18 protein-coding genes and 1 tRNA gene are annotated in these 20,512 nt (G+C 62.0%); 12 read left to right on the top strand and 7 right to left on the bottom strand.

The genetic code is table 11. The annotated features are described in order from the left end of the window. Positions 1-89: 89 nt before the first annotated feature. The gene (locus QM996_RS00660; RefSeq protein ID WP_500268861.1) at positions 90-782 is read right to left on the bottom strand and encodes a class I SAM-dependent methyltransferase; all 693 of its coding nucleotides are present in this window, start codon (positions 780-782) and stop codon (positions 90-92) included. A gap of 161 nt (positions 783-943) precedes the next feature. Between QM996_RS00660 and QM996_RS00665 the strand changes: the two genes are divergently transcribed. Then, positions 944-1,633, top strand: coding sequence for a VOC family protein (locus QM996_RS00665; RefSeq protein WP_500268862.1), 690 nt, complete (start codon positions 944-946; stop codon positions 1,631-1,633). A 317-nt stretch (positions 1,634-1,950) separates the two neighbouring features. Here the strand turns inward: QM996_RS00665 and QM996_RS00670 are convergent, their stop codons facing one another. The 4 genes from QM996_RS00670 to QM996_RS00685 form a co-directional block, all read right to left on the bottom strand. Further along, the gene (locus QM996_RS00670; RefSeq protein ID WP_500268863.1) at positions 1,951-3,159 is read right to left on the bottom strand and encodes a serine hydrolase domain-containing protein; all 1,209 of its coding nucleotides are present in this window, start codon (positions 3,157-3,159) and stop codon (positions 1,951-1,953) included. Between the two features lie 134 nt (positions 3,160-3,293). Then, on the bottom strand, positions 3,294-3,542 hold the full coding sequence (locus QM996_RS00675) for a hypothetical protein (protein ID WP_500268864.1): 249 nt from the start codon (positions 3,540-3,542) through the stop codon (positions 3,294-3,296). A gap of 468 nt (positions 3,543-4,010) precedes the next feature. Then, positions 4,011-4,086: transfer RNA gene (locus tag QM996_RS00680), tRNA-Thr, on the bottom strand. A gap of 76 nt (positions 4,087-4,162) precedes the next feature. After that, on the bottom strand, positions 4,163-5,173 hold the full coding sequence (locus QM996_RS00685) for an NAD(P)H-dependent flavin oxidoreductase (RefSeq protein WP_500268865.1): 1,011 nt from the start codon (positions 5,171-5,173) through the stop codon (positions 4,163-4,165). Positions 5,174-5,512: 339 nt separating this feature from the next. On the opposite strand from QM996_RS00685, the gene QM996_RS00690 reads away from it, so the two are divergent. Further along, positions 5,513-6,730, top strand: a complete 1,218-nt coding sequence (locus QM996_RS00690; RefSeq protein ID WP_500268866.1) for a biotin transporter BioY — start codon at positions 5,513-5,515, stop codon at positions 6,728-6,730. 105 nt (positions 6,731-6,835) lie between these two features. Here the strand turns inward: QM996_RS00690 and ppk2 are convergent, their stop codons facing one another. Beyond that, positions 6,836-7,732, bottom strand: a complete 897-nt coding sequence (gene ppk2 / locus QM996_RS00695) for a polyphosphate kinase 2 family protein (RefSeq protein WP_500268867.1) — start codon at positions 7,730-7,732, stop codon at positions 6,836-6,838. Between the two features lie 184 nt (positions 7,733-7,916). Here ppk2 and phoR point away from each other — a divergent pair, with 184 nt between their 5' ends. From phoR to phoB, 7 genes are all read left to right on the top strand, one after another. Then, the gene (phoR, locus tag QM996_RS00700) at positions 7,917-9,233 is read left to right on the top strand and encodes a phosphate regulon sensor histidine kinase PhoR (protein WP_500268868.1); all 1,317 of its coding nucleotides are present in this window, start codon (positions 7,917-7,919) and stop codon (positions 9,231-9,233) included. 195 nt (positions 9,234-9,428) lie between these two features. Further along, positions 9,429-10,463, top strand: coding sequence for a type 2 periplasmic-binding domain-containing protein (locus QM996_RS00705; RefSeq protein ID WP_500268869.1), 1,035 nt, complete (start codon positions 9,429-9,431; stop codon positions 10,461-10,463). A gap of 96 nt (positions 10,464-10,559) precedes the next feature. Next, entirely contained in the window at positions 10,560-12,044 is a 1,485-nt protein-coding gene (gene pstC, locus QM996_RS00710) for a PstC family ABC transporter permease (RefSeq protein WP_500268870.1), read from the top strand. Beyond that, positions 12,041-13,363: a PstA family ABC transporter permease gene (gene pstA / locus QM996_RS00715; RefSeq protein ID WP_500268871.1), complete on the top strand. Its 1,323-nt coding sequence runs from the start codon at positions 12,041-12,043 to the stop codon at positions 13,361-13,363. Before pstC ends, pstA begins: the two co-directional genes overlap by 4 nt. A gap of 13 nt (positions 13,364-13,376) precedes the next feature. Continuing rightward, positions 13,377-14,192 carry a phosphate ABC transporter ATP-binding protein PstB gene (gene pstB / locus QM996_RS00720; RefSeq protein WP_104662739.1) on the top strand — a complete coding sequence of 272 codons (816 nt, stop codon included), beginning with the start codon at positions 13,377-13,379 and terminating at the stop codon, positions 14,190-14,192. 161 nt (positions 14,193-14,353) lie between these two features. Then, the gene (gene phoU, locus QM996_RS00725; protein WP_223727869.1) at positions 14,354-15,067 is read left to right on the top strand and encodes a phosphate signaling complex protein PhoU; all 714 of its coding nucleotides are present in this window, start codon (positions 14,354-14,356) and stop codon (positions 15,065-15,067) included. A 202-nt stretch (positions 15,068-15,269) separates the two neighbouring features. Beyond that, positions 15,270-15,953, top strand: a complete 684-nt coding sequence (gene phoB, locus QM996_RS00730; protein ID WP_057248102.1) for a phosphate regulon transcriptional regulator PhoB — start codon at positions 15,270-15,272, stop codon at positions 15,951-15,953. Positions 15,954-16,021: 68 nt separating this feature from the next. On the opposite strand, the gene QM996_RS00735 is transcribed toward phoB, so the two are convergent. Then, complete coding sequence (locus QM996_RS00735) at positions 16,022-16,543, bottom strand: GcrA family cell cycle regulator (protein ID WP_500268872.1); 522 nt, start codon at positions 16,541-16,543, stop codon at positions 16,022-16,024. 421 nt (positions 16,544-16,964) lie between these two features. Between QM996_RS00735 and QM996_RS00740 the strand changes: the two genes are divergently transcribed. From QM996_RS00740 to QM996_RS00750, 3 genes are all read left to right on the top strand, one after another. Beyond that, entirely contained in the window at positions 16,965-18,164 is a 1,200-nt protein-coding gene (locus QM996_RS00740) for an aspartate aminotransferase family protein (protein ID WP_500268873.1), read from the top strand. A 103-nt stretch (positions 18,165-18,267) separates the two neighbouring features. After that, positions 18,268-19,185, top strand: a complete 918-nt coding sequence (argF, locus tag QM996_RS00745) for an ornithine carbamoyltransferase (protein ID WP_429812804.1) — start codon at positions 18,268-18,270, stop codon at positions 19,183-19,185. Positions 19,186-19,481: 296 nt separating this feature from the next. Further along, positions 19,482-20,495, top strand: a complete 1,014-nt coding sequence (locus tag QM996_RS00750; RefSeq protein ID WP_500268874.1) for an Hsp33 family molecular chaperone HslO — start codon at positions 19,482-19,484, stop codon at positions 20,493-20,495. Positions 20,496-20,512 lie beyond the last annotated feature (17 nt).

Here is a 20,512-nt window from a genome sequence, read left to right on the forward strand (position 1 = left end):
ACTGGCGCCTGCGCGTTCGGGCGACCGGCCGGCTGCCGGTTGCCTGGCGACGAAGCTCGTCCTGAACCGGCGACATCGGATCGCGGCGATCAGCCGAGCGGGATCGCCTCGATCACGAACACCCAGATCGGGCCGCCGCCCTTTTGATGGGCCGGCTTGATCACCTTCGTCACGGCATATTTGCCCTCACCGAACTCCAGGACGGCGTAAGGGAGAACCTTGGGATCGATGCCGAAGGGATCCAGCGTGCTGACGCTTGCCGGGGCGTGTCCGAGCGTATGCTCGATGAAGAGCTTCCCTCCATCCGCCAGTTGGCCCACCCAGGTCGTGAAAGCCTTTTGTGGGTCATGGGCGTGATCGTGGGAATTCGTGTAGACGAAGTCGAAGGCTTTCTTCCAATCCGGATTTTCGTCATGGAAATCCCACTGGGTGAGCCCGAACCGGGACGCCGTATCCGAGATATCCGTACCCATGACGTCGATGCCGAGGCGATCCGAGAACCATTTGACCTCGGCGCCATTCCTGGAGCCGTGGCAGAGGCCCCGCTTCGCATTTGGGATGGCCATGCGAACATAGTCACAGATCACGTCGATCGTCGCCTCGTCGGCCCAGACCTGGTCGATCTTGCGCTTGTTTCCCTCGGTTTGAACCGAGACATACTGCTCGTAGCTTGAATACTGCATCAGGCGGTAGTCGCCGCGATAGTCCTCGCCACCACCATGCGAGACGGAGTAGCCCCGCTTGCGCAGGAAGTTCCGAGCGAGCTGCTCAACAAAGTTCATGTCGGTTCGTCGCCTCTCCGTTGAGGATGGATGAACCCCGACTAATTCAACTTTCGCTCAGATTCAATCGGTGCGGAAACAGGAACAGCGTCGGGCTGGCTTCGCGAACTTCTTGACTTCAACCTATGTCGAGGTCGTAACAAGGCACCGGATAGAGCTAATTGGCGGGATCGGATTTCATGCGCATAAGGAAACTCACACTGCCGGCATCGGATGTCTCGGCGAGCGCAGCCTTCTTTCGCGACATGCTGGAACTGTCGACAAACGGGAACGTCATTGAGGTGGGATGGAGCGAAATCCGGCTGATCCCCGCCGTTGAAGAGGCGCCCCGCGGCGTGCATTTGGCGTTCAATGTGCCCTATGACCGGTTTGATGCGGCAATCGCATGGTTGAAAGGGCGCATGGCTCTGCAAAAAGAGCCGGATGGCCGCGAGTGCCACGTGCTGGAGGGGCATTGGCAATCAAGATCCGTCTATTTCGATGGTCCCGACAGGTCCGTGCTCGAATTGATCGGCCGCCGCAGGCTGGTCGATCCTGCCGGGAAGCGGCCATTTGGCGGGTCTGAGCTAAGTTGCCTCAGCGAGATCGGCCTTCCAACCGACGATGTCGCGAGCACTGTGGTCGAAGCCGCTCGCACCTTCGGGGTCGGAACGCTCGGACCGGCCACTTCCGGTTTCGCCGCTATCGGTAGCGACGAGGGTCTGCTTATCGCCGTTGATCCAAGCCGGCCATGGTTTCCGGAGAAACGTCAATTGCCGAGCGCTCGAGGATTGGAAGTCGCATTGGACGGCGTGGAGGCACCCGGAATCCTGTCGGATCGCAGCCATGGTTGGAAGGTTTGCGCGGCATAGCGCAGTTGCGATCCGAAACGGCCTTGTCCGCCATCGAAGCAGAAGGCGAGGGAGGCCGAGGACGCTGCGAAGCTTCCTCGAAGGCGAGCTCAAGCCGCGGCTAAAGGAGAACGGCTGCGTCACTCTCGTCGCTCAATCGGGCGGCTTCCGCTGCGCCGAAGCTCGGCTCGCTGAGGTGCCGACCGGCACCAGCGGAGCAGTCTCTTGGGCGAGTGGTCGCGATCGACACGGTATGGCGGTCTATCGGATCGATGATTTACCTCGCATCCCATGATCGCCGGACATCTGGCGGCTACTTCCGCAGGTACAGTGGATATTCAGACGAGTGCCAGCATGAACCGAGCGATTGCAGCGCTGTGCATTCGCACGTCGCCGTAGTCGACTGATGTTATAAGCTTGCGAGGCGCCCAGCCGGATTTGCCTCTTTTGTAGGCGCGCTCATAGGCGCGTCGGGCTGCGTCGATGAGACTGTGCTGGATGCGAACGAAACGGCTCAAATCGCGGGCTCTTTCGCGTCCGTTGAAGAGTGCGACAATCACGATTCCGTCTGATGACCGAGCGACCACTGCCCGTGTTCCGTTTAGCGCTCCTGTATGGGCAATATCGGTCTCGGTTCCGCGCTGCCATATCCACCATCCGAGGCCGAAGGACTGTTCAGCAAACTCGCCTGGTACAGGAGTGGCAATCTCGGTATCACGGATGGTGCGCGACGCGAAACGGTAGAGGTCTTCGGCTGTCGACGTCCAGCCGGCAGATGGGTTGAAATGCGTCCTGGCCGCGTCCATGCCGACAACGTGATGACGGACCTCCGCGGGTGCTTCGCTAATGAGGCCCGTTCTCTTGAGGCCCAGGCGTGTCAGGACGCGCGTTTGGACAAACCGTTCGTAAGTCATCCCACTGATCTTGGCGACGATCAGGCCAAGCCAGCAGGGGCCGAAGTCGGTATATTCCGCTCGCTCGCCGGGGTCGCTATCCAAGGGGCGATTTAGACGCTCAAGAACAACCGGTAAACAGGCCTCGGCCGGCGCGAATGTTTCCTTGTCGCCGCCCGTGACCAGGTCGATATGCTGGCTCCACCCTAAGCCGGAAGTATGTTGCAGCAGGTGGCGAACCGTGATGTTGCTGAACCGAGGATCTTCGGCCTTGGCGACGATTGGGAAGATGCTTTGGAGCGTATCGTCAAGTCTCAGTTGGCCGTCATCTATCAACGTCAGTGCTGCTTCTGCAGTGATGAGTTTTGAGATGCTGGCTATTTGAAACGTCATGTTGTTTTGCATTGGACGCCCGGTCGCACGATCAGCTACGCCAAAGCTAAGCAGCCGCGGATTCTCTCCTGCTTTACCGAATGCGACGACCGCGCCGGGTATTCCCTCGCGATCCATGAACCACTTGACGGTTTCGGTAATCGAATGCGGCTTGGCCCAGAACATGGCCTCAGTCACGCTGGGCCAGACAAAACCATAGCCGAACGCGATGCCAATGCCGGCCGCGAATACTGCCATGCGACGCAACCATTTCGAATGCATTCGATCCTCCCTCTCACGCAAGAGGTAAAGAATGCGACGGTTGCGGCCAATTCTCTTCACAAACCGTCACGATTTCTGAATCAAAGAAGCTGCAACCAGGCAGCGACGTCGGAGCGAGCAATCCGCAAACAATCTTAGCGGTCTTCATCGTCGACATCGAATGTCTCGCGACCGACTAGCATCATGCACAATCCCAGCATCGAGACGAGCATCAGCAACGTATACGGCAGAGTGGAGAGTTGATGCATACGGCCAAAACTCATTTGGCTTACAATCTTCTCCATATCAGCCTCGAAAAGGAAGTGTGCCGCAACTGGGGGCAGAGCGAAGGCCCACGCACCAAAAGCCCCCATCGGCGTGTACCGCATCCTATAAACCTTCATCGATTCCCCCCACAACCGTGAGGCCTTAGGGTCGCATAGCGCACGTTTTAGTCAATGGTAAAATAAGGCAACAAAAAAGCCGGGCTGAACCCGACCTTTCGTGATCTCCTCCCGCCGCTGCCAGTACATCCGTGGTCAGCAGGCGAGAGGGACCGTATATCAACAATGTAGGCGTGATTGAAATTTACTCAGATCGGAGCCTCGGCTATGCCGCGATCAGGATCGGCAAGGACGACGAATACGCCGCGTTGCACAAGGCATAGGGGGGAATGGGCGATGGACGACCTATCGCCCCTCCAGACTCTCATAGACGCTCACAAGGCCGCTATGGGGCGCTATGCGTTCTTCCAGGCGGTGATGTGCCCTGATGAACGTCGCCGCCGATCTAACGCGAGTTGGTGAGGGCTGTGTACCCACCGGCCTCGAGACACGGACTTCCGGGACATGGGGCTAAGCACTTGAGAAGAATGGTGCCGCTTACGTGACTCGAACACGTGACCCCATCATTACGAATGATGTGCTCTACCGACTGAGCTAAAGCGGCCCGGAGGCGGTTCCGCGGCAGACCGCGGAACGAATGTGAGGCGCTGATAAACGCAAAGCGCCAAGATTTCAAGCCATCAGTTTCGAGAACTTGAAAATTCCTTGTTGGTGGCCGCGACGGGCATGGCGTTCACGCCAAGGCGCGTGCGTGCCGCATCGTATTCGCGCTCGAGCCGATCGACGAGACGGGTGACGGAGGTCACTTCCTTGATTGCGCCGATGCCCTGGCCGCAGCCCCAGATGTCCTTCCAGGCCTTGGCCCCTTCGGTCGCGGCGCCGAAGTCCATCTTCGACGGGTCCGCCTCCGGCAGATTGTCCGGATCCATGCCGGCAGCGGCGATCGACGGCTTCAGGTAGTTGCCGTGAATGCCGGTGAAATAATTGGAATACACGATGTCGGCGGCGTTGCTGTCGACGATCATCTGCTTGTAGGCGTCGGTGGCGCGCGCCTCTTCCGTCGCGATGAACGGCGAGCCGATATAGGCCATGTCGGCGCCCATCGCCTGCGCCGCCAGGATGGCGCCGCCGGTGGCGATCGCGCCCGAGAGGAGCAGCGGCCCGTCGAACCAGGAGCGGATTTCCTGGACGAGCGCAAACGGCGAAAGCGTGCCGGCATGACCGCCGGCACCGGCGGCAACCGCGATCAGGCCGTCGGCGCCCTTGCGGATCGCCGAATTGGCGTGGCGGTTGTTGATGACGTCATGCAGCACGATGCCGCCATAGGAATGGATGGCGGCGTTGACCTCGGGCACGGCGCCGAGCGAGGAGATCACGACGGGAACCTTGTATTTGATGCAGAGCATCAGGTCCTGCTCGAGCCGCGCGTTGGACTTGTGTACGATCTGGTTGACGGCGAAGGGTGCTGCGCGCCGCGTCGGGTTCCTGGCGTCGTGATCGGCGAGCGTCTCGGTGATCTCGGCGAGCCATTCGTCGAGTTGCGATTGCGGGCGCGCGTTGAGTGCCGGGAAGGCCCCGATCACGCCGGCCCTGCATTGCGCTATCGTCAACTGCGGATTCGAGATGATGAACAGAGGGGCGCCAACGACAGGCAGTCTTGTCGTTCCGGAAAGAATTGGCGGAAGCGGCATCGGTTTCTCCATCCCTCGATTGGCGCATCAAAATTTTGACGTTTGCGTAAACGTCAAAATAGATAGCAGCAAGTTCGTCACTTGCAAAGAGGTGGTTTTCGCGCTGGCGACGCGGGCCTATCCTTGAGAGCGCCCGCGAAGTTGTCGCGTTTTCCCCGGGCTTGGCCGGTCGACTTGGCCGCCGGACTTGCGGATTCCGAAAGCAGCGGTTACGCAATTGTTAACAAAACCAACGGCGTGCCTCCAGATTTAACCGTTGGGCCCTTGGGGACAGTTCGAGGGCCGATCGGCGAGAGTGCGCCGGCAGGCCCAAAGCCCTGCCTACACAGAGGATTTGATGTGAGCGGACTTGAGACTGCAATCAGAAACGCGCTGGAGCGCTCCGACCGCGCCAGCGCGGAAACACGTGCCCGCATCTACCAGTCGGCCCGTCAGGCGCTGGAAGCCGGATTGCAGAAGCAGGGAATTGACGACGTCAACGTCATCACCCAGCAGCGCCATCGGCTGGAGGCGGTGATCCATGCGATCGAAACGGAGGAGCGGGCGGCCTTGCGGGCGCGGCCGCCGGTGCCTCCCGCTGCCACTCCTCCCGCAGCCATGCCTCCCTCCGTCAGCGCCGACGAAAATGTCCGCGCACGCGGACCGGAGCAGGCGCGTGCCGAGCCGCAATCCCGGTCTCAAACCCAACCACAGTCTCCTCAGGCGGATCGCCGCGAGCCGGGCTTTGCTGCCGATGCGCCCCGTTCCACGGCGGCAGATGTTGGTCTCGGTGGACTTCGCGCCGAGCGCGACGGCCCGGTCGTCTCGACGCGTACGGCTGCAGATACAATGGCAAAGGGCACCGAGGCGACCGCAGCCGCGCCTGAGGTTCGCGGCGATACCGATCGAAAGCGGCGCCGCAAGCGCAGCCGCTTCCTGTCCTTCACCATGGTCGTCGTCACCCTCGCCGCCGCCGCGGGCGCCGCAATCTGGTGGGTGCAGACCAATGACCTCCTGAAATCCGCGGCCGAACGCGACACCAATGTCGCCAATCCGCCGGCGTCGGTGGCATCGGAAAATTTCGACGGGGCGGCGGGTCTGCAAACGCTCGGCGCTCAGCAGGGCTTCACCGGCGATTGGGTGGAGGTCTTCGCGCCGACAAGCGCCGGCGCAGTCACACCTGGCTCACGCGCCAAGGCAGAGCCTGTGGATGACGATGGCGGCAAGCGCATCCAACTCACCTCTTCTTCTGCCGAAACGGAAGGCGACATCACCATCGAGATCCCGGCGGCAGTCCTGGCGCAGCTTTCCGGTAAAACCTCGACCATGGCGCTGACAGTGCAGGCTGAGCCGGGCAAGACGACCGAATTTGCCGTCGAGTGCAATTTCTCCTCGCTCGGCGAATGCGGCCGTCATCGCTTCACGGTGCATGACGAGCGGCTCGACATGCTGTTCAAGATCACCTTCGATCGCAGCCTTGCGCCGAATTCCGCCGGCCGGATCGTCATAAACAGCGATATCAGCGGCGAAGGCAAGAGCCTCAACCTTTACGCCATTCGCGTACTTCCGGGCCAGTAAGCTTCCCGGTTCGAAGGCCCAAGGCCTTCGAACCGCTGGGGCGCCGGTCGGCGACCGCGCTGGCTGCCCGTCCGGGCGTAGCGTCCGGTCACTGATGTTTGAGCGCTACTTCAGAAAGCCCGGGCCGGATCCGACGATCTTGTCGTCGACCTCGCCGATCGCGCCCTTGTCCTTGCTGTCATAGTCGAGCGCACAAAGGATATGGCGGATGAGATTGAGGCGCGCGCGCCGCTTGTCGTTGCCGCGCACCACGGTCCAGGGTGCGTGGTCGGTGTGCGTTGCCTTCAGCATCTCGTCACGCTTTGCCGTGTAGTCGTCCCATTTGTTGAGGGCGGCGATGTCCATCGGTGAGAGCTTCCAGATCTTCAGCGGATCGTGGCGGCGATCGTGGAAGCGCTTGAGCTGCATCTCGCGGCCGATGTTGATCCAGAATTTGAAGAACTGGATATCCTCATGCACGATCATCTTCTCGAAGCGCGGCACCTGCTTCAGGAACTGCTTGTGCTGCTCGGGCGTGCAGAAGCCCATGACCGGCTCGACGCCGGCGCGGTTGTACCAGGAACGGTCGAACAGCACGAATTCGCCTGCCGTCGGCATGGTCGCGACATAGCGCTGGAAATACCATTGCCCGTGTTCGGTCTCTGTCGGCTTCGTCAGCGCGACGATACGGGCCCAGCGTGGGTTCAAGTTGCCCATCGTCGCATGGATCGCGCCGCCCTTGCCGGCAGCATCGCGGCCCTCGAACAGCGCCATGATGCGTTTTCCGGTCTTCTGCTGCCAGAGCTGAACCTTGACGAGTTCGATCTGGAGTTTCTCCAGCGTCGCCAGATATTCTTCCTCGTCGAGCTTCTTCTTGTAGGGATAGTCGTCGGAGGAGAAGGCTTCGTCGTCGATCCATTTCGGCAACTCGGGATTGTCGATGTCGAAGATGCGGCTCTTGCCACCGATCTGCAGCTCCACCGCGCGGCTTTCCGCCTTTTCCGTCGTCTCCGCTAACGCCATCTGCTCGCCCCTCCGGCCTGGCGCACGGCTCCGAAAACCGGCTTCGATCATCGGCGGGATCATGCGCGTTTTCAAACTCTCGGAGCTCCGGGCAGTGCGGAAAAGACGCGGTGCCCAGGGCTCGATTTCCTTGGAGGAGGCCACAATTGCATTGCGGATTCAAGCCGGTCGTGAAAATCATGTCATGAAGGATCGCTATTCCTCGGTCATTTTGGTCCGGGAGGAAGAGAAAGTGATTCATGAGGATGTCGCGGTGGACGGTTCGAAAGCGTTCTGGCGGGACCTGGTTCCGCGGCTGAAGGCAGAGCGCTGGCTGCTGAGCCTTACTCTGCTGCTGGCAATCCTTGCGACCATCGCCGGCATCCACTTTCTCATCGTTTTGCCTTTTTGGATCGTTCTGGTTGCAGCTTTGCTGAACCGCAGCGCGCCGGCTTCGGTGATCTTGAGCCCCGCCAAGGCTGTGGTTGCGGCCGGCCCAACCAGCGATCCGCTGGCGCCGGCGCTGAATGCGCTCGACATGCCGGTGCTGGTCGTGGCCGCCGACGAGACGGTGGTCTTCCAGAACATCGCCGCGGAAAAGGCCTTTGGCACCATACCGCCAAACACCTATCTGGCCGCACGGGTGCGCTCGCCGGGCATTCTCGACATGGTCCGCGAGACGATGGCGACCGGCAAGGCCAACCAGATCGAACATACCGAACGCTTGCAATCGGATGCCGTCTACATCGTCCGCGTTGCACCGGCCGAGGTTCCCGGCGATGGGGCGGGCAGGCGGATATTCCTGTTGACCTACCGCGATATCTCGCAGGCACGCCGCATCGACCGCATGCGTTCGGACTTCGTCGCCAATGCCAGCCATGAGTTGCGCACGCCGCTGGCATCGCTGCGCGGCTTCATCGAGACCCTGCAGGGCCCGGCGCGCAACGACCTGAAGGCGCAGGAGAAATTTTTCGGCATCATGCACGAGCAGGTCACGCGCATGAGCCGCCTCGTCGATGATCTCCTGTCACTTTCGCGACTGGAACTGCGCTCGCATATCGCGCCCGACGATCCGGTGGATCTCGCGCCCTTGCTCGGCCATGTCCGCGACAGCCTGCTGCCGTTGGCGAAGGACCTCGATGTCACGGTCTCTCTCGTGGTGCCGGACAAGCCCGTCGTCGTGCAGGGCGACCGCGACGAACTCATCGAGGTCTTCGAGAACCTGATCGAGAATGCCTGCAAATATGGCCAGGAGGGCAAGAAGGTCGACATAACCCTGCAAGGCGGCGAAGAAAGCGCCCAGGCGGAAGTGATCGTGAAGGACTACGGGCCCGGCATTCCCGCCGAGCATGTACCGCGCATTACCGAGCGGTTTTACCGGGTCAATGTCGAGGCGAGCCGGTCGAAAAAGGGCACCGGATTGGGCCTCGCCATCGTCAAGCACATCCTCACTCGCCACCGTGCTCGGCTGCTGATCCATTCAGAGATCGGCAAAGGTACGACTTTTACGGTCCGCTTCTGACATATTGACGCGGGGAAACTCGGGGCCGTTCATTTTCTCTTAGTATTTTCAATGACATGAGCTGTCATAAATGTTTCGTCAAACTGACATAAAAGGTGTGGCTATCGGCGGCTAACTAGGGGCAGCCGATAAGACGGCGAAGAGCGCTGCAACGCTTGGCGCACACCAACACAAGCCCATTCCGGGAGAACTTTTATGAAAGCTCTTAAACTCACTGTCGCGGCGCTGGTAGCGTCTGCCGCATTTGCCGGCGCGGCCGCCGCCCGTGACCAGGTTCAGGTCGCTGGTTCCTCGACCGTTCTTCCTTACGCCAAGATCGTCGCCGAGACGTTCGGCGAGACCTTCCCCGACTTCAAGACCCCGGTCGTTGAATCCGGCGGCTCCTCCGCCGGCCTGAAGGAGTTCTGCAAGGGCGTCGGCCCGGACACCATCGACATTGCCAACTCCTCGCGCAAGATCAAGGACAAGGAAGTCGAGGCCTGCAAGGCCGCTGGCGTGACCGAAATCCAGGAGGTCAAGATCGGTTATGACGGCATCGTCTTCGCAACCGACGCCGGCAATGCCGACCTCGCCCTGAAGCCGGTCGATCTCTACAAGGCGCTCGCCGCTGAAGTCGTCGTCGACGGCAAGATCGTTGCCAACCCCTACAAGAAGTGGTCGGAAGTCAACTCCGCGCTTCCGGACGTTGATATCGCTGCCTTCATCCCGGGCGAAAAGCACGGCACCCGCGAAGTCTTCGAAGAGAAGATCCTCGCTGCAGGCTGCAAGGAAGCTGGCGCCGTTGACGTCATCAAGGCTGCCGTTGCCGATGAAAAGCAGCAGCACAGCAAGTGCGTCGCAGTCCGTAAGGACGGCATGGCTGTCGACATCGACGGCGACTACACCGAAACGCTCGCCCGTATCGCCGCCAACAAGAACGGCATCGGCGTCTTCGGCCTGTCCTTCTATGAAAACAACGCCGACAAGCTGAAGGTCGCGACCGTCAACGGCGTCGCACCGTCGACCGAAACGATCGCTTCCGGCGAGTACCCGGTTTCCCGTCCGTTGTTCTTCTACGTCAAGAAGGCACATCTCGGCGTTATCCCGGGCCTCAAGGAATATGTTGAGTTCTTCATCGACGACCAGATGATCGGCCCGGACAGCCCGCTCGCCGAGTACGGCCTGGTTGCTGCTCCGGACGCCGAGCGCGAAGAAATTCGCAAGGGCTTCGAAGCCGGCAACATGCTCTGATAACGACAAGCCCCGGCGCGACCTTCTTCGCGCCGGGGCATGCCTTCATTCGATTTGCCGGCGGCTCATGTTGGGCGATGCCGGGGAGACGTGCCGATGAGTACTTCGCTCCTTCTTTTGCTAATTGTTGTTATTGGTTTCATTGCCTATTTTGCCGGTCGCGCACGATCGCTGGCGCAGTCTGGCGGCAAGCTCTCCAACCTCCATTCCTTGCCGGGCTATCACGGTAGCTACGTCGCCATCTGGGCGATGCTGCCGGCCGCGCTCGTTCTCGCCACCTGGCTGATTGCGGCACCCATCTATATCGACGGAAGCACGCGCGCCGCCCTGCCGGACTCTGTCCAGAGCCAGGGTGCGGCCGCGGTTCAGCTCGCGCTCGGTCAGGTCAAGTCCGTTGCCGGCGGCCTGCTGCGCTTGAGCGGCGAGCAGCTTTCGGCGCTCGAAAGCGGTAGCGCCAATCTTCGCTCGACGCTCGCATCCAAGGGCGTTGCCCTTGCCGGCGAAGGCGAGCCCTACATGGTCACCGTCGCCCAGCATTTCAACGCGATGACCGTTGCCAATCGCTGGTTCATGACGGCCGCCGTTCTGCTGGTCGCGATCGCCGGCGGCATCTACGCCATCCGCAACATTGCCACCCGCTTCCGCGCGCGCAACCAGGTCGAACGGGTCATTCTCGGCTCGCTGATCGTCGCGTCTTCGATCGCCATCCTCACGACGGTCGGGATCGTCGCCTCGATGCTGTCGGAAGCCGGTCGCTTCTTCACCATGGTCTCGCCGTTCGAGTTCTTCTTCGGCACGGTTTGGGATCCGCGCTTCGCTGCTGCCGGCAGCGGTGGCGCCTCCGGCCAGTTCGGCCTTCTCCCGCTTCTCGCAGGCACGCTCTACATCGCCTTCGTCGCCATGCTGTTCGCGGTGCCGATCGGTCTCTTCGCAGCGATCTATATGGCCGAGTATGCAAGCCCGCGCTTGCGTTCGACCGCAAAGCCGCTGCTCGAAGTGCTCGCCGGCATCCCGACCATCGTCTACGGTTTCTTCGCACTGGTGACCGTCGGCCCGTTCCTGCGTGATATCTCGGCGCAGCTGAACGGTCTTGCCACCGGCAACTACCAGAACTTCATCCAGGCGCAGAGCGTGGTCACCGCCGGCATCGTCATGGGCATCATGCTGATCCCGTTCGTGTCGTCGCTCTCCGACGACATCATCACCCAGGTGCCGCGCGCGCTGCGTGACGGGTCGCTGGGCCTCGGCGCCACCCGCTCGGAAACGGTGAAGAAGGTCATCCTTCCGGCAGCCCTTCCGGGCATTGTCGGCGCGCTGCTTCTGACCGCGTCCCGCGCCGTCGGCGAAACGATGATCGTGGTGCTGGCAGCCGGCGTCGCGGCCCGCATGCAGCTCAACCCCTTCGAGCCGATGACGACGGTGACCGTGAAGATCGTCAACCAGTTGACGGGCGACCTCGAGTTCACCTCGCCGCAGACGCTGGTCGCCTTCGCACTGGGCATCACGCTCTTCGTCATCACGCTCGGCCTCAACATTTACGCGCTCTACATCGTGCGCAAATACCGGGAACAGTACGAATGACCGACATCGTTTCCCCGACCGTCCGGATTTCCACCCGTCCCGCATCCGCAAAGCGTGATATCGGCATCAAGCGCCGTTATGCCGCCGAGCGCCGGTTCCGCGCCTACGGCATTGCCGCCATCAGCATCGGTCTGTTCTTCCTGGCGCTGCTGCTGTGGACCGTCATTTCCAACGGCTACACCGCGTTCCAGCAGACGACGATCACGCTGCCGATCGAATTCACCGAAAAGGTCATCGACCCTAAAGGCGAACGCACGACTGACAGCAAGGTGCTGATGACCGCCAACTATCCGCTGCTGGTGCGCGAGGCGCTCGTCAAGCAGCTCGGCATCGATGCGACCAAGCGACCGCTGGTCAAGCAGGCGACCGACATGGTCTCTGCGAGCTCCCGTACGCTGCTGCGCGACATGGTCGTGGCGGATCCGTCCATCATCGGCAAGACCGTTCCGGTCACCCTGCTGGCGGAAGCCAACATCGACTCCGCCTACAAGGGGCAGATCGACCTCAAGGTCGAAGAGAGCAAGCGCAAGGTCAAGGACCAGCAGGTCACCTGGATGAACCAGCTTGCCGAGGCCGGTATCCTGAAAAAGAGCTTCAACACCGGCATCTTCACGTTTGGCGCCTCCAGCCGTCCTGAAGCGGCGGGCGTCGGCGTTGCCGCCCTCGGCTCGTTCTACATGATGCTGATCGTGCTCGTGCTGTCGCTGCCGATCGGCGTTGCCGCCTCGATCTATCTCGAAGAGTTCGCGCCGAAGAACCGGCTCACCGACCTGATCGAGGTCAACATCAACAACCTCGCGGCCGTTCCGTCGATCGTCTACGGTCTGTTGGGCCTCGCCGTCTTCATCAACTTTGCCGGCATGCCGCGCTCGGCGGCCGTCGTCGGCGGCTTCGTGCTGACGCTGATGACGCTGCCGACGATCATCATCGCCACCCGCGCGGCCCTGAAGGCGGTGCCGCCGTCCATCCGCTCGGCGGCACTCGGTCTCGGTGCCTCGAAGATGCAGACCATCTTCCATCACGTTCTGCCGCTGGCGATGCCGGGCATTCTGACCGGTACGATCATCGGTCTTGCTCACGCGCTTGGCGAAACCGCGCCGCTGCTGTTGATCGGCATGGTCGCCTTCGTCGTCGACTATCCCGGTTCGCCGATGGAGCCGTCGACGGCGCTGCCGGTGCAGATCTACATGTGGGCCAACGAGGCGGAACGCGCCTTCGTCGAGCGCACCTCCGGCGCGATCATCATTCTTCTCATCTTCCTCGTCGTCATGAACCTTGGCGCCATTCTGTTGCGACGTCGCTTTGAGCGCCGTTGGTAGTGAGGTAATTACTATGAACATCATGTCAGAAGCAGCAGTCGAGAAGGCCTTGGATCAGAAAATGAACACTGTGCCCTACAAGATGATCGGTAAGGATGTGTCGGTCTACTACGGCGAGAAGCGGGCGCTTTTCGACGTCAACCTCAACATCCGCGAGAATACGGTAACGGCTCTGATCGGCCCGTCCGGTTGCGGCAAGTCGACCTTCCTGCGCACGCTGAACCGTATGAACGACACCATCGAGAACTGCCGCGTCACCGGCAAGATCACGCTCGATGAGGACGACATCTACGATCCGACCATCGATGTGGTCGAGCTGCGCGCTCGCGTCGGCATGGTCTTCCAGAAGCCGAACCCGTTCCCGAAGTCGATCTACGACAACGTCGCCTACGGTCCGCGCATCCACGGGCTTGCCCGCACCAAGGCGGATTTCGACGAGATCGTCGAAACCAGCCTGCAGAAGGCCGGCCTGTTCAACGAGGTGAAGGATCGCCTGCACGAACCGGGTACCGGCCTCTCCGGTGGCCAGCAGCAGCGCCTTTGCATCGCGCGCGCCGTTGCCGTCAGCCCGGAAGTCATCCTGATGGACGAACCCTGTTCGGCACTCGACCCGATCGCGACCGCCAAGGTCGAGGAGCTCATCCACGAACTGCGCACGAACTTCACGATCGTCATCGTGACCCACTCGATGCAGCAGGCCGCCCGCGTTTCGCAGCGCACCGCCATGTTCCACCTCGGCAATCTCGTCGAGGAGAACGACACCGACAAGATGTTCACCAATCCGGATGACCAGCGCACCCAGGATTACATCATGGGCCGCTTCGGCTAGAGCGGGATGAGGAAAAGTGCTTGCGGTTTTCCGCCCGCATCCCGCTCTAACTTATTAGGATCGATCACGTTTATGATTTTGGGTCGAGCCGACCCAAAATCATCGTGATCTAAGGCCGATTACGGCTGCAACAGTAACTGGAAGCGCCCGCAAGGATCGAGATCATGTCCATGCATATCATGTCCGCCTATGACGAAGAACTGAAGTACCTGACGCGCCGCATCTCGGAAATGGGCGGTCTCGCCGAGCAGATGGTCGCCGAATCCGTTCGCGCCCTGGTCAATTCCGACCTGGCTCTGGCGCAGAAGGTGATCTCGGACGACACCATTCTCGACGATGCCGAGCGCCAAATCGGCGAGAAGGCGATCGTCACGATCGCCAAGCGCCAGCCGGTCGCCGCCGACCTTCGCGAGATCATGGGGTCGATCCGCATCGCCTCCGACCTGGAGCGTGTCGGCGATCTCGGCAAGAACACCGCCAAGCGCGTGATCGCGGTCGCCGGTTCCGGCATCCCGCGCAAGCTCGCCCGCGGTCTCGAGCACCTCGCCGAGCTCGCCCTGGTGCAGCTCAAGGAAGTGCTCGACGTCTATGCCTCGCGTTCGCCGGAAAAGGCCAACAGCATTCGCGAGCGGGACGAGGAGATCGATGCGATCTACACATCGCTGTTCCGCGAGCTGCTGACCTACATGATGGAAGATCCGCGCAACATCACGCCCTGCACGCATCTTCTGTTCTGCGCCAAGAACATCGAGCGCATCGGCGACCACGCGACCAATATCGCCGAGACGATCTATTACATGGCGACGGGTGCCCAGCCGGAAGGCGAGCGTCCGAAGGATGACAATACGTCGACGTTGGGCTCGGTCAACGACTGAGCGTTAGACGCGCCGTTCGCAATGCATGCCCCGTGAATACCATCCGGTCGCGGCTCCGGTCGCGGCCCCGAATGCCCGTATCTGAAGCACGCGGCCTTCGCACCGCCTTTGAAAATGGCGGAAACGCTCCAGATTTAGAGTGTCTGAGCACCGGCCCGGCCATTGGAGCCGCGCGGCGCTCGCGGTAAGGAGACGTTACCTGATGTTGCCAAAAATCGCCGTGGTCGAAGACGAAGAGGCGCTGAGCGTCCTGCTGCGTTACAATCTGGAAGCGGAAGGCTTCGACGTCGATACGATCCTCAGGGGTGACGAGGCGGAGATCCGGCTGCAGGAGCGCCTGCCCGACCTTCTCATCCTCGACTGGATGTTGCCCGGCGTCTCCGGCATCGAGCTTTGCCGTCGGCTGCGCCAGCGTCCGGAGACGGAGCGGCTGCCGATCATCATGCTGACGGCGCGAGGCGAGGAAAGCGAGCGCGTCCGTGGTCTCGCGACCGGTGCCGACGACTATGTGGTCAAGCCCTTCTCGACGCCGGAACTGATGGCGCGCGTCAAGGCGATGCTTCGCCGGGCGAAACCCGAAGTGCTCTCGACGCTGCTGCGCTGCGGCGACATCGAGCTCGACCGGGAAACCCATCGCGTCCATCGCCGCAGCCGCGAGGTTCGCCTGGGACCGACGGAGTTCCGCCTGCTCGAGTTCCTGATGTCCTCTCCGGGCCGGGTCTTCTCGCGTTCGCAATTGCTGGACGGCGTCTGGGGCCACGACATCTATGTCGACGAACGGACTGTCGACGTGCATGTCGGCCGCCTGCGCAAGGCGTTGAATTTTTCGACCATGCCGGACGTCATCCGCACGGTCCGCGGCGCCGGCTACTCGCTCGAAAGCTGAGAGCGGCCTACAACAGGCAATAAAAAAGGGGCCGATCAGCCCCTTTTTCTTTTGTCCCGTGTGGAGCCTCAGCGCATCCGCCGACGCTCGGCCGACGGCTGATAGGCAAGCCGTGCATGGAAGTTGCAATAGGGCGAGGACTCCGGCGAGTCGTTGCCGCAGAAGTGGAATTCTTCCTTCAGCGGATCGCCGATCGGCCACTTGCAGGTGCGTTCGGTGAGCTGGGTCAGCTCGAGGCGGCGCGACATCGGCACGACCACGTCGGTGCTGATGCTGAAGTCCTGCTCGGCCACGAGATCGACTTCGATCTCTTCCTTGAGGACGGTGGCGCCGGACGGACGGGCAACGGTGCGGGTCGAAACGCGCGAGGCGTAGTTCGGAGCGCGTGGCGCCGAGGTCGGCCGCTTCGGGCGGGCCGCCGCAGTGGTGCCGCCGCCAGCCTTGGCGCGTCCGGGAAGGCTCAGGCGATGAACCTTGCCGATGACGGCGTTACGGCTGACGCCGCCGAGCTGCGCCGCGATCTGGCTTGCGCTCAGGCCCTCGGACCAAAGCTTCTTCAGTTTCTCCACCCGCTCGTCAGTCCAGTTCATCTCTGCACTCTCCGTTCTCAGCGTTGGGGATGGCAGAATCCCTCACCGCACCCCGGCTGAACCCCGAGGTTGCAAACGCGATAACTCTTTTGGTGACTAGGTCCGCCGCATGCGTCTAGTAATTGAATGTTAACGTACTGACCGCCGGACTCCGTGGCAAGAGTCCGGGGAATCGCGCCGAATCGATTTCGTAGTTTTCCCCAACTTGCTCGATCGGCGTTGCATTTTTGCAAGCCCTTCCGGCCGATTTTTTCGTCGCAGGGAAACGGGTCTCGCCATCGCGCTGCAAGGCTTGGTTTTGTTGACATTGCGGTGCGAAATGGGAATAGTGCCTGCGCCGCCGAAAGGCGGCATTTTTGATTTTTATCGGGCCGCATGAAGCTGCGGGACCGATGCCGATTGGAGTGAAGGAGAGCCTCGCATGACTGCAACCACGCCGCTTTACGATACCTACATGCGCGCGCCGTTGCGTTTCGAGCGAGGAGAGGGCGTCTGGTTGATCGCCGAAGACGGCTCGCGCTACCTCGATTTCGCCGCCGGCGTTGCCGTGAACTCGCTCGGCCACGCGCATCCGCATCTGGTCGAGGCGCTGAAGGCGCAGGCCGAGAAGGTCTGGCACCTTTCCAACCTTTACGAGGTTCCGGGGCAGGAAAGCCTTGGACGCAGGCTGGCTGCCGTCACTTTCGCCGATCGGGTCTTCTTCACCAATTCCGGTGCGGAGGCGCTGGAATGCGCGATCAAGACGGCGCGGCGCTACCACTTCGCCAAGGGCCAGCCGGAGAAGTTTCACGTCATCACCTTCGAGGGCGCCTTCCACGGCCGTACGATCGCGACGATCGCCGCCGGTGGCCAGCAGAAGTACATCGAAGGTTTCGGGCCAAAGGCCCCGGGCTTCTACCAGGTTCCGTTCGGCGACCTCGCGGCCGTCAAGAATGCGATCACCGAAGAGACCGCCGCGATCCTGATCGAGCCGATCCAGGGCGAGGGCGGCATTCGTCCGGCGACGAAGGAATTCATGCAGGAACTGCGCGCGCTCTGCGACGAGTTCGGCCTGCTCCTGATCCTCGACGAGGTCCAGACTGGCGTCGGCCGTACCGGCAAGCTCTTCGCCCATGAATGGGCGGGCATCCGCCCGGATATCATGGCTGTTGCCAAGGGCATCGGCGGCGGCTTTCCGCTCGGCGCTTGCCTGGCGACGGAAGAGGCGGCGGCCGGCATGGTGGCGGGTACGCATGGCTCCACCTATGGCGGCAACCCGCTGGCGATGGCCGTCGGCAACGCCGTGCTCGACGTCATCCTCGCCGACGGCTTCCTCGCCCATGTGCGCGATGTCGCGCTCGTCTTCCGCCAGGGACTTGCCTCGCTGAAAGACCGCTACCCGGATGTCATCGAGGACATCCGCGGCGACGGCCTGATGCTGGGCATCAAGGTAAAGGGCCCTTCGGCCGATCTCTTGAAGGAAATCCGCGCCGAGAAGCTCCTGGCCGTGCCGGCCGGCGACAATGTGCTGCGTTTGCTGCCGCCGCTGACGGTGACGGCGGAGGAAGCACGCGAGGGCCTCGCACGCATCGAGCGCGCTGCCGAAGCAGTGCGGAAGGCCGGCGGCAACGCCGCAGCTTAACGGATAGGACCGACGCCGACACAGGGTGTTAGAATGACCTTCGTGCGTTCACGCGGAATGCGGGCGCACCAGGGATCGATTTTTCAGACAGGAACCGAGTACGATGGCAGGCACCAGACATTTTCTCGATCTTTCGGCCGTGACGGCCGCCGATCTCCGGACGATCATCGACGACGCCCGCGTCCGAAAGGCGGCGACCAAGGCCGGAACCGCCGAGAAGCCGCTCGCCGGCAAGATGCTGGCGATGATCTTCGAAAAGCCGTCCACCCGCACACGCGTGTCCTTCGATGTCGGCATGCGTCAGCTCGGCGGCGAAACCCTGTTCCTGTCGGGCACGGAGATGCAGCTCGGCCGCGCCGAAACCATCGGCGATACCGCCAAGGTCCTGTCGCGCTATGTCGACGCGATCATGATCCGCACCACCGACCATCGGCGCCTGCTGGAATTGGCGGAGCATGCGACGGTGCCCGTCATCAACGGTCTGACCGACGATACCCATCCCTGCCAGATCATGGCCGACATCATGACCTTTGAAGAGCACCGCGGACCGGTGAAGGGCAAGACGATCGCCTGGACCGGCGACGGCAACAACGTCCTGCACTCGCTGATCGAAGGTTCCGCCCGCTTCGGCTATCGCATGAACATGGCTGTGCCGCTGGGCTCCGAGCCGCAGGACAAGATCCTGAATTGGGCCCGCAACAACGGCGGCGAGATCCTGCTGTGTCATGAAGCCGAGCAGGCCGTCGCCAACGCCAATTGCGTCGTCACCGACACCTGGGTGTCGATGAACCAGGAGCATCGTGCTCGCGGCCACAACGTCTTCCAGCCGTTTCAGGTCAATGAGGCGCTGATGAAGCACGCGGCCTCCGATGCGCTGTTCATGCATTGCCTGCCGGCGCATCGCGGCGAGGAGGTGACCGACGAGGTGATCGACGGCCCGCAGTCGGTCGTCTTCGACGAGGCCGAAAACCGCCTGCATGCGCAGAAGTCGATCATCGCCTGGTGCATGGGCCTCGTCTAAGCCCATTGCCGGCACGAGTGCCGCGTAGCGCACGCTGGCGCAGCGCTTCGGTAGCTGCTGCGCGAGGGCGGGCTATTGACATCGCCGCCGCGCGACACGATCTAGGCGGCATGTGGGGCGCTCCTGACAACGGTGAAGCGCCGACTGCAACGGGTTGTGCGCGGCGCGTTGGCGAACGGCACATGCCCGATGGACTATCCGTTCATGGCGGGATCAATTGAGACAGCGGGCACGTTGCGCCGGGGGGATAGGAATGTCCCGGGCGTAACGCAGTTGGCTGATGCAAGGAGCAAGACATGACTGACATGACACCAGGGCTTGGTGAATTCGACTTTGCCGGTGACGATCACGTCGTGCCTTTCCAGGTGGAAGGCCTCGATGTGCGCGGCCGCGCCGTGCAGCTCGGCCCGATGCTGGACGCAATTCTGGAGCGCCACAATTATCCGCTTCCGGTCGCGCGGCTCGTTGCCGAAACCATTGTGTTGACGGTGCTTCTCGGCACCTCGCTGAAGTTCGAAGGCAAGCTGATCGTCCAGACGAAGGGGGACGGTCCGGTCGATCTCGTCGTCGCCGACTTCTCGACGCCGGACCGCGTGCGCGCCTATGCCCGCTACGATGCGGATGCGCTGGCCGCCGCCGAAAAGGATGGCCGCACCCTTTCGCATGAATTGCTCGGCAAGGGCGTGCTCGCCTTTACCATCGATCAGGGCGCCCATACCCAGCGCTACCAGGGCATCGTCGCCCTTGACGGCGCCACGCTGGAAGAAATCGCCGGCGTCTACTTCCGCCAATCGGAGCAGATCCCGACCAAGGTCAGGCTCGGCGTCGCCGAGCTGCTCGATCGCGATGAGAACGGCAAGCCGCGCCATCGCTGGCGCGCCGGCGGCATGGTCGCGCAGTTCCTGCCGGAAGCGCCCGAGCGCATGCGCCAGCCTGATCTCTCCGGCGGCGATGGCGACAACGGCGAAAGCGTCGTCGAGGACGACGATCACTGGGCGGAAGCCAAGCTGATGGTCGAGACGATCGACACCGACGAGTTGACGGACCCGACGGTCGGAACCGAACGCTTGCTCTACCGGCTGTTTCACGAGCGTGGCGTGCGCGTCTATGAGCCGCAGGCGGTCTATGACCGTTGCAGTTGCTCGCGCGAGAAGCTCCGTTCGGTGCTCGCCAATCTGGAAGCGGATGATCTCGAAAGCACCATCGAAGATGGCGTCGTGAAGGTCACCTGCGAATTCTGCTCGACGACCTACCGTTTCGAAGCAAGCGAAGTGCAGCCGCAGGAGCGGGCGTCGGTCCGGACAAGCTAAAGCGCTTCGCGATCTTT

Origin of the sequence: Sinorhizobium chiapasense (genome assembly GCF_045277575.1) — a bacterium.
GTDB classification, from domain to species: Bacteria; Pseudomonadota; Alphaproteobacteria; order Rhizobiales; family Rhizobiaceae; genus Ensifer; species Ensifer chiapasense_A.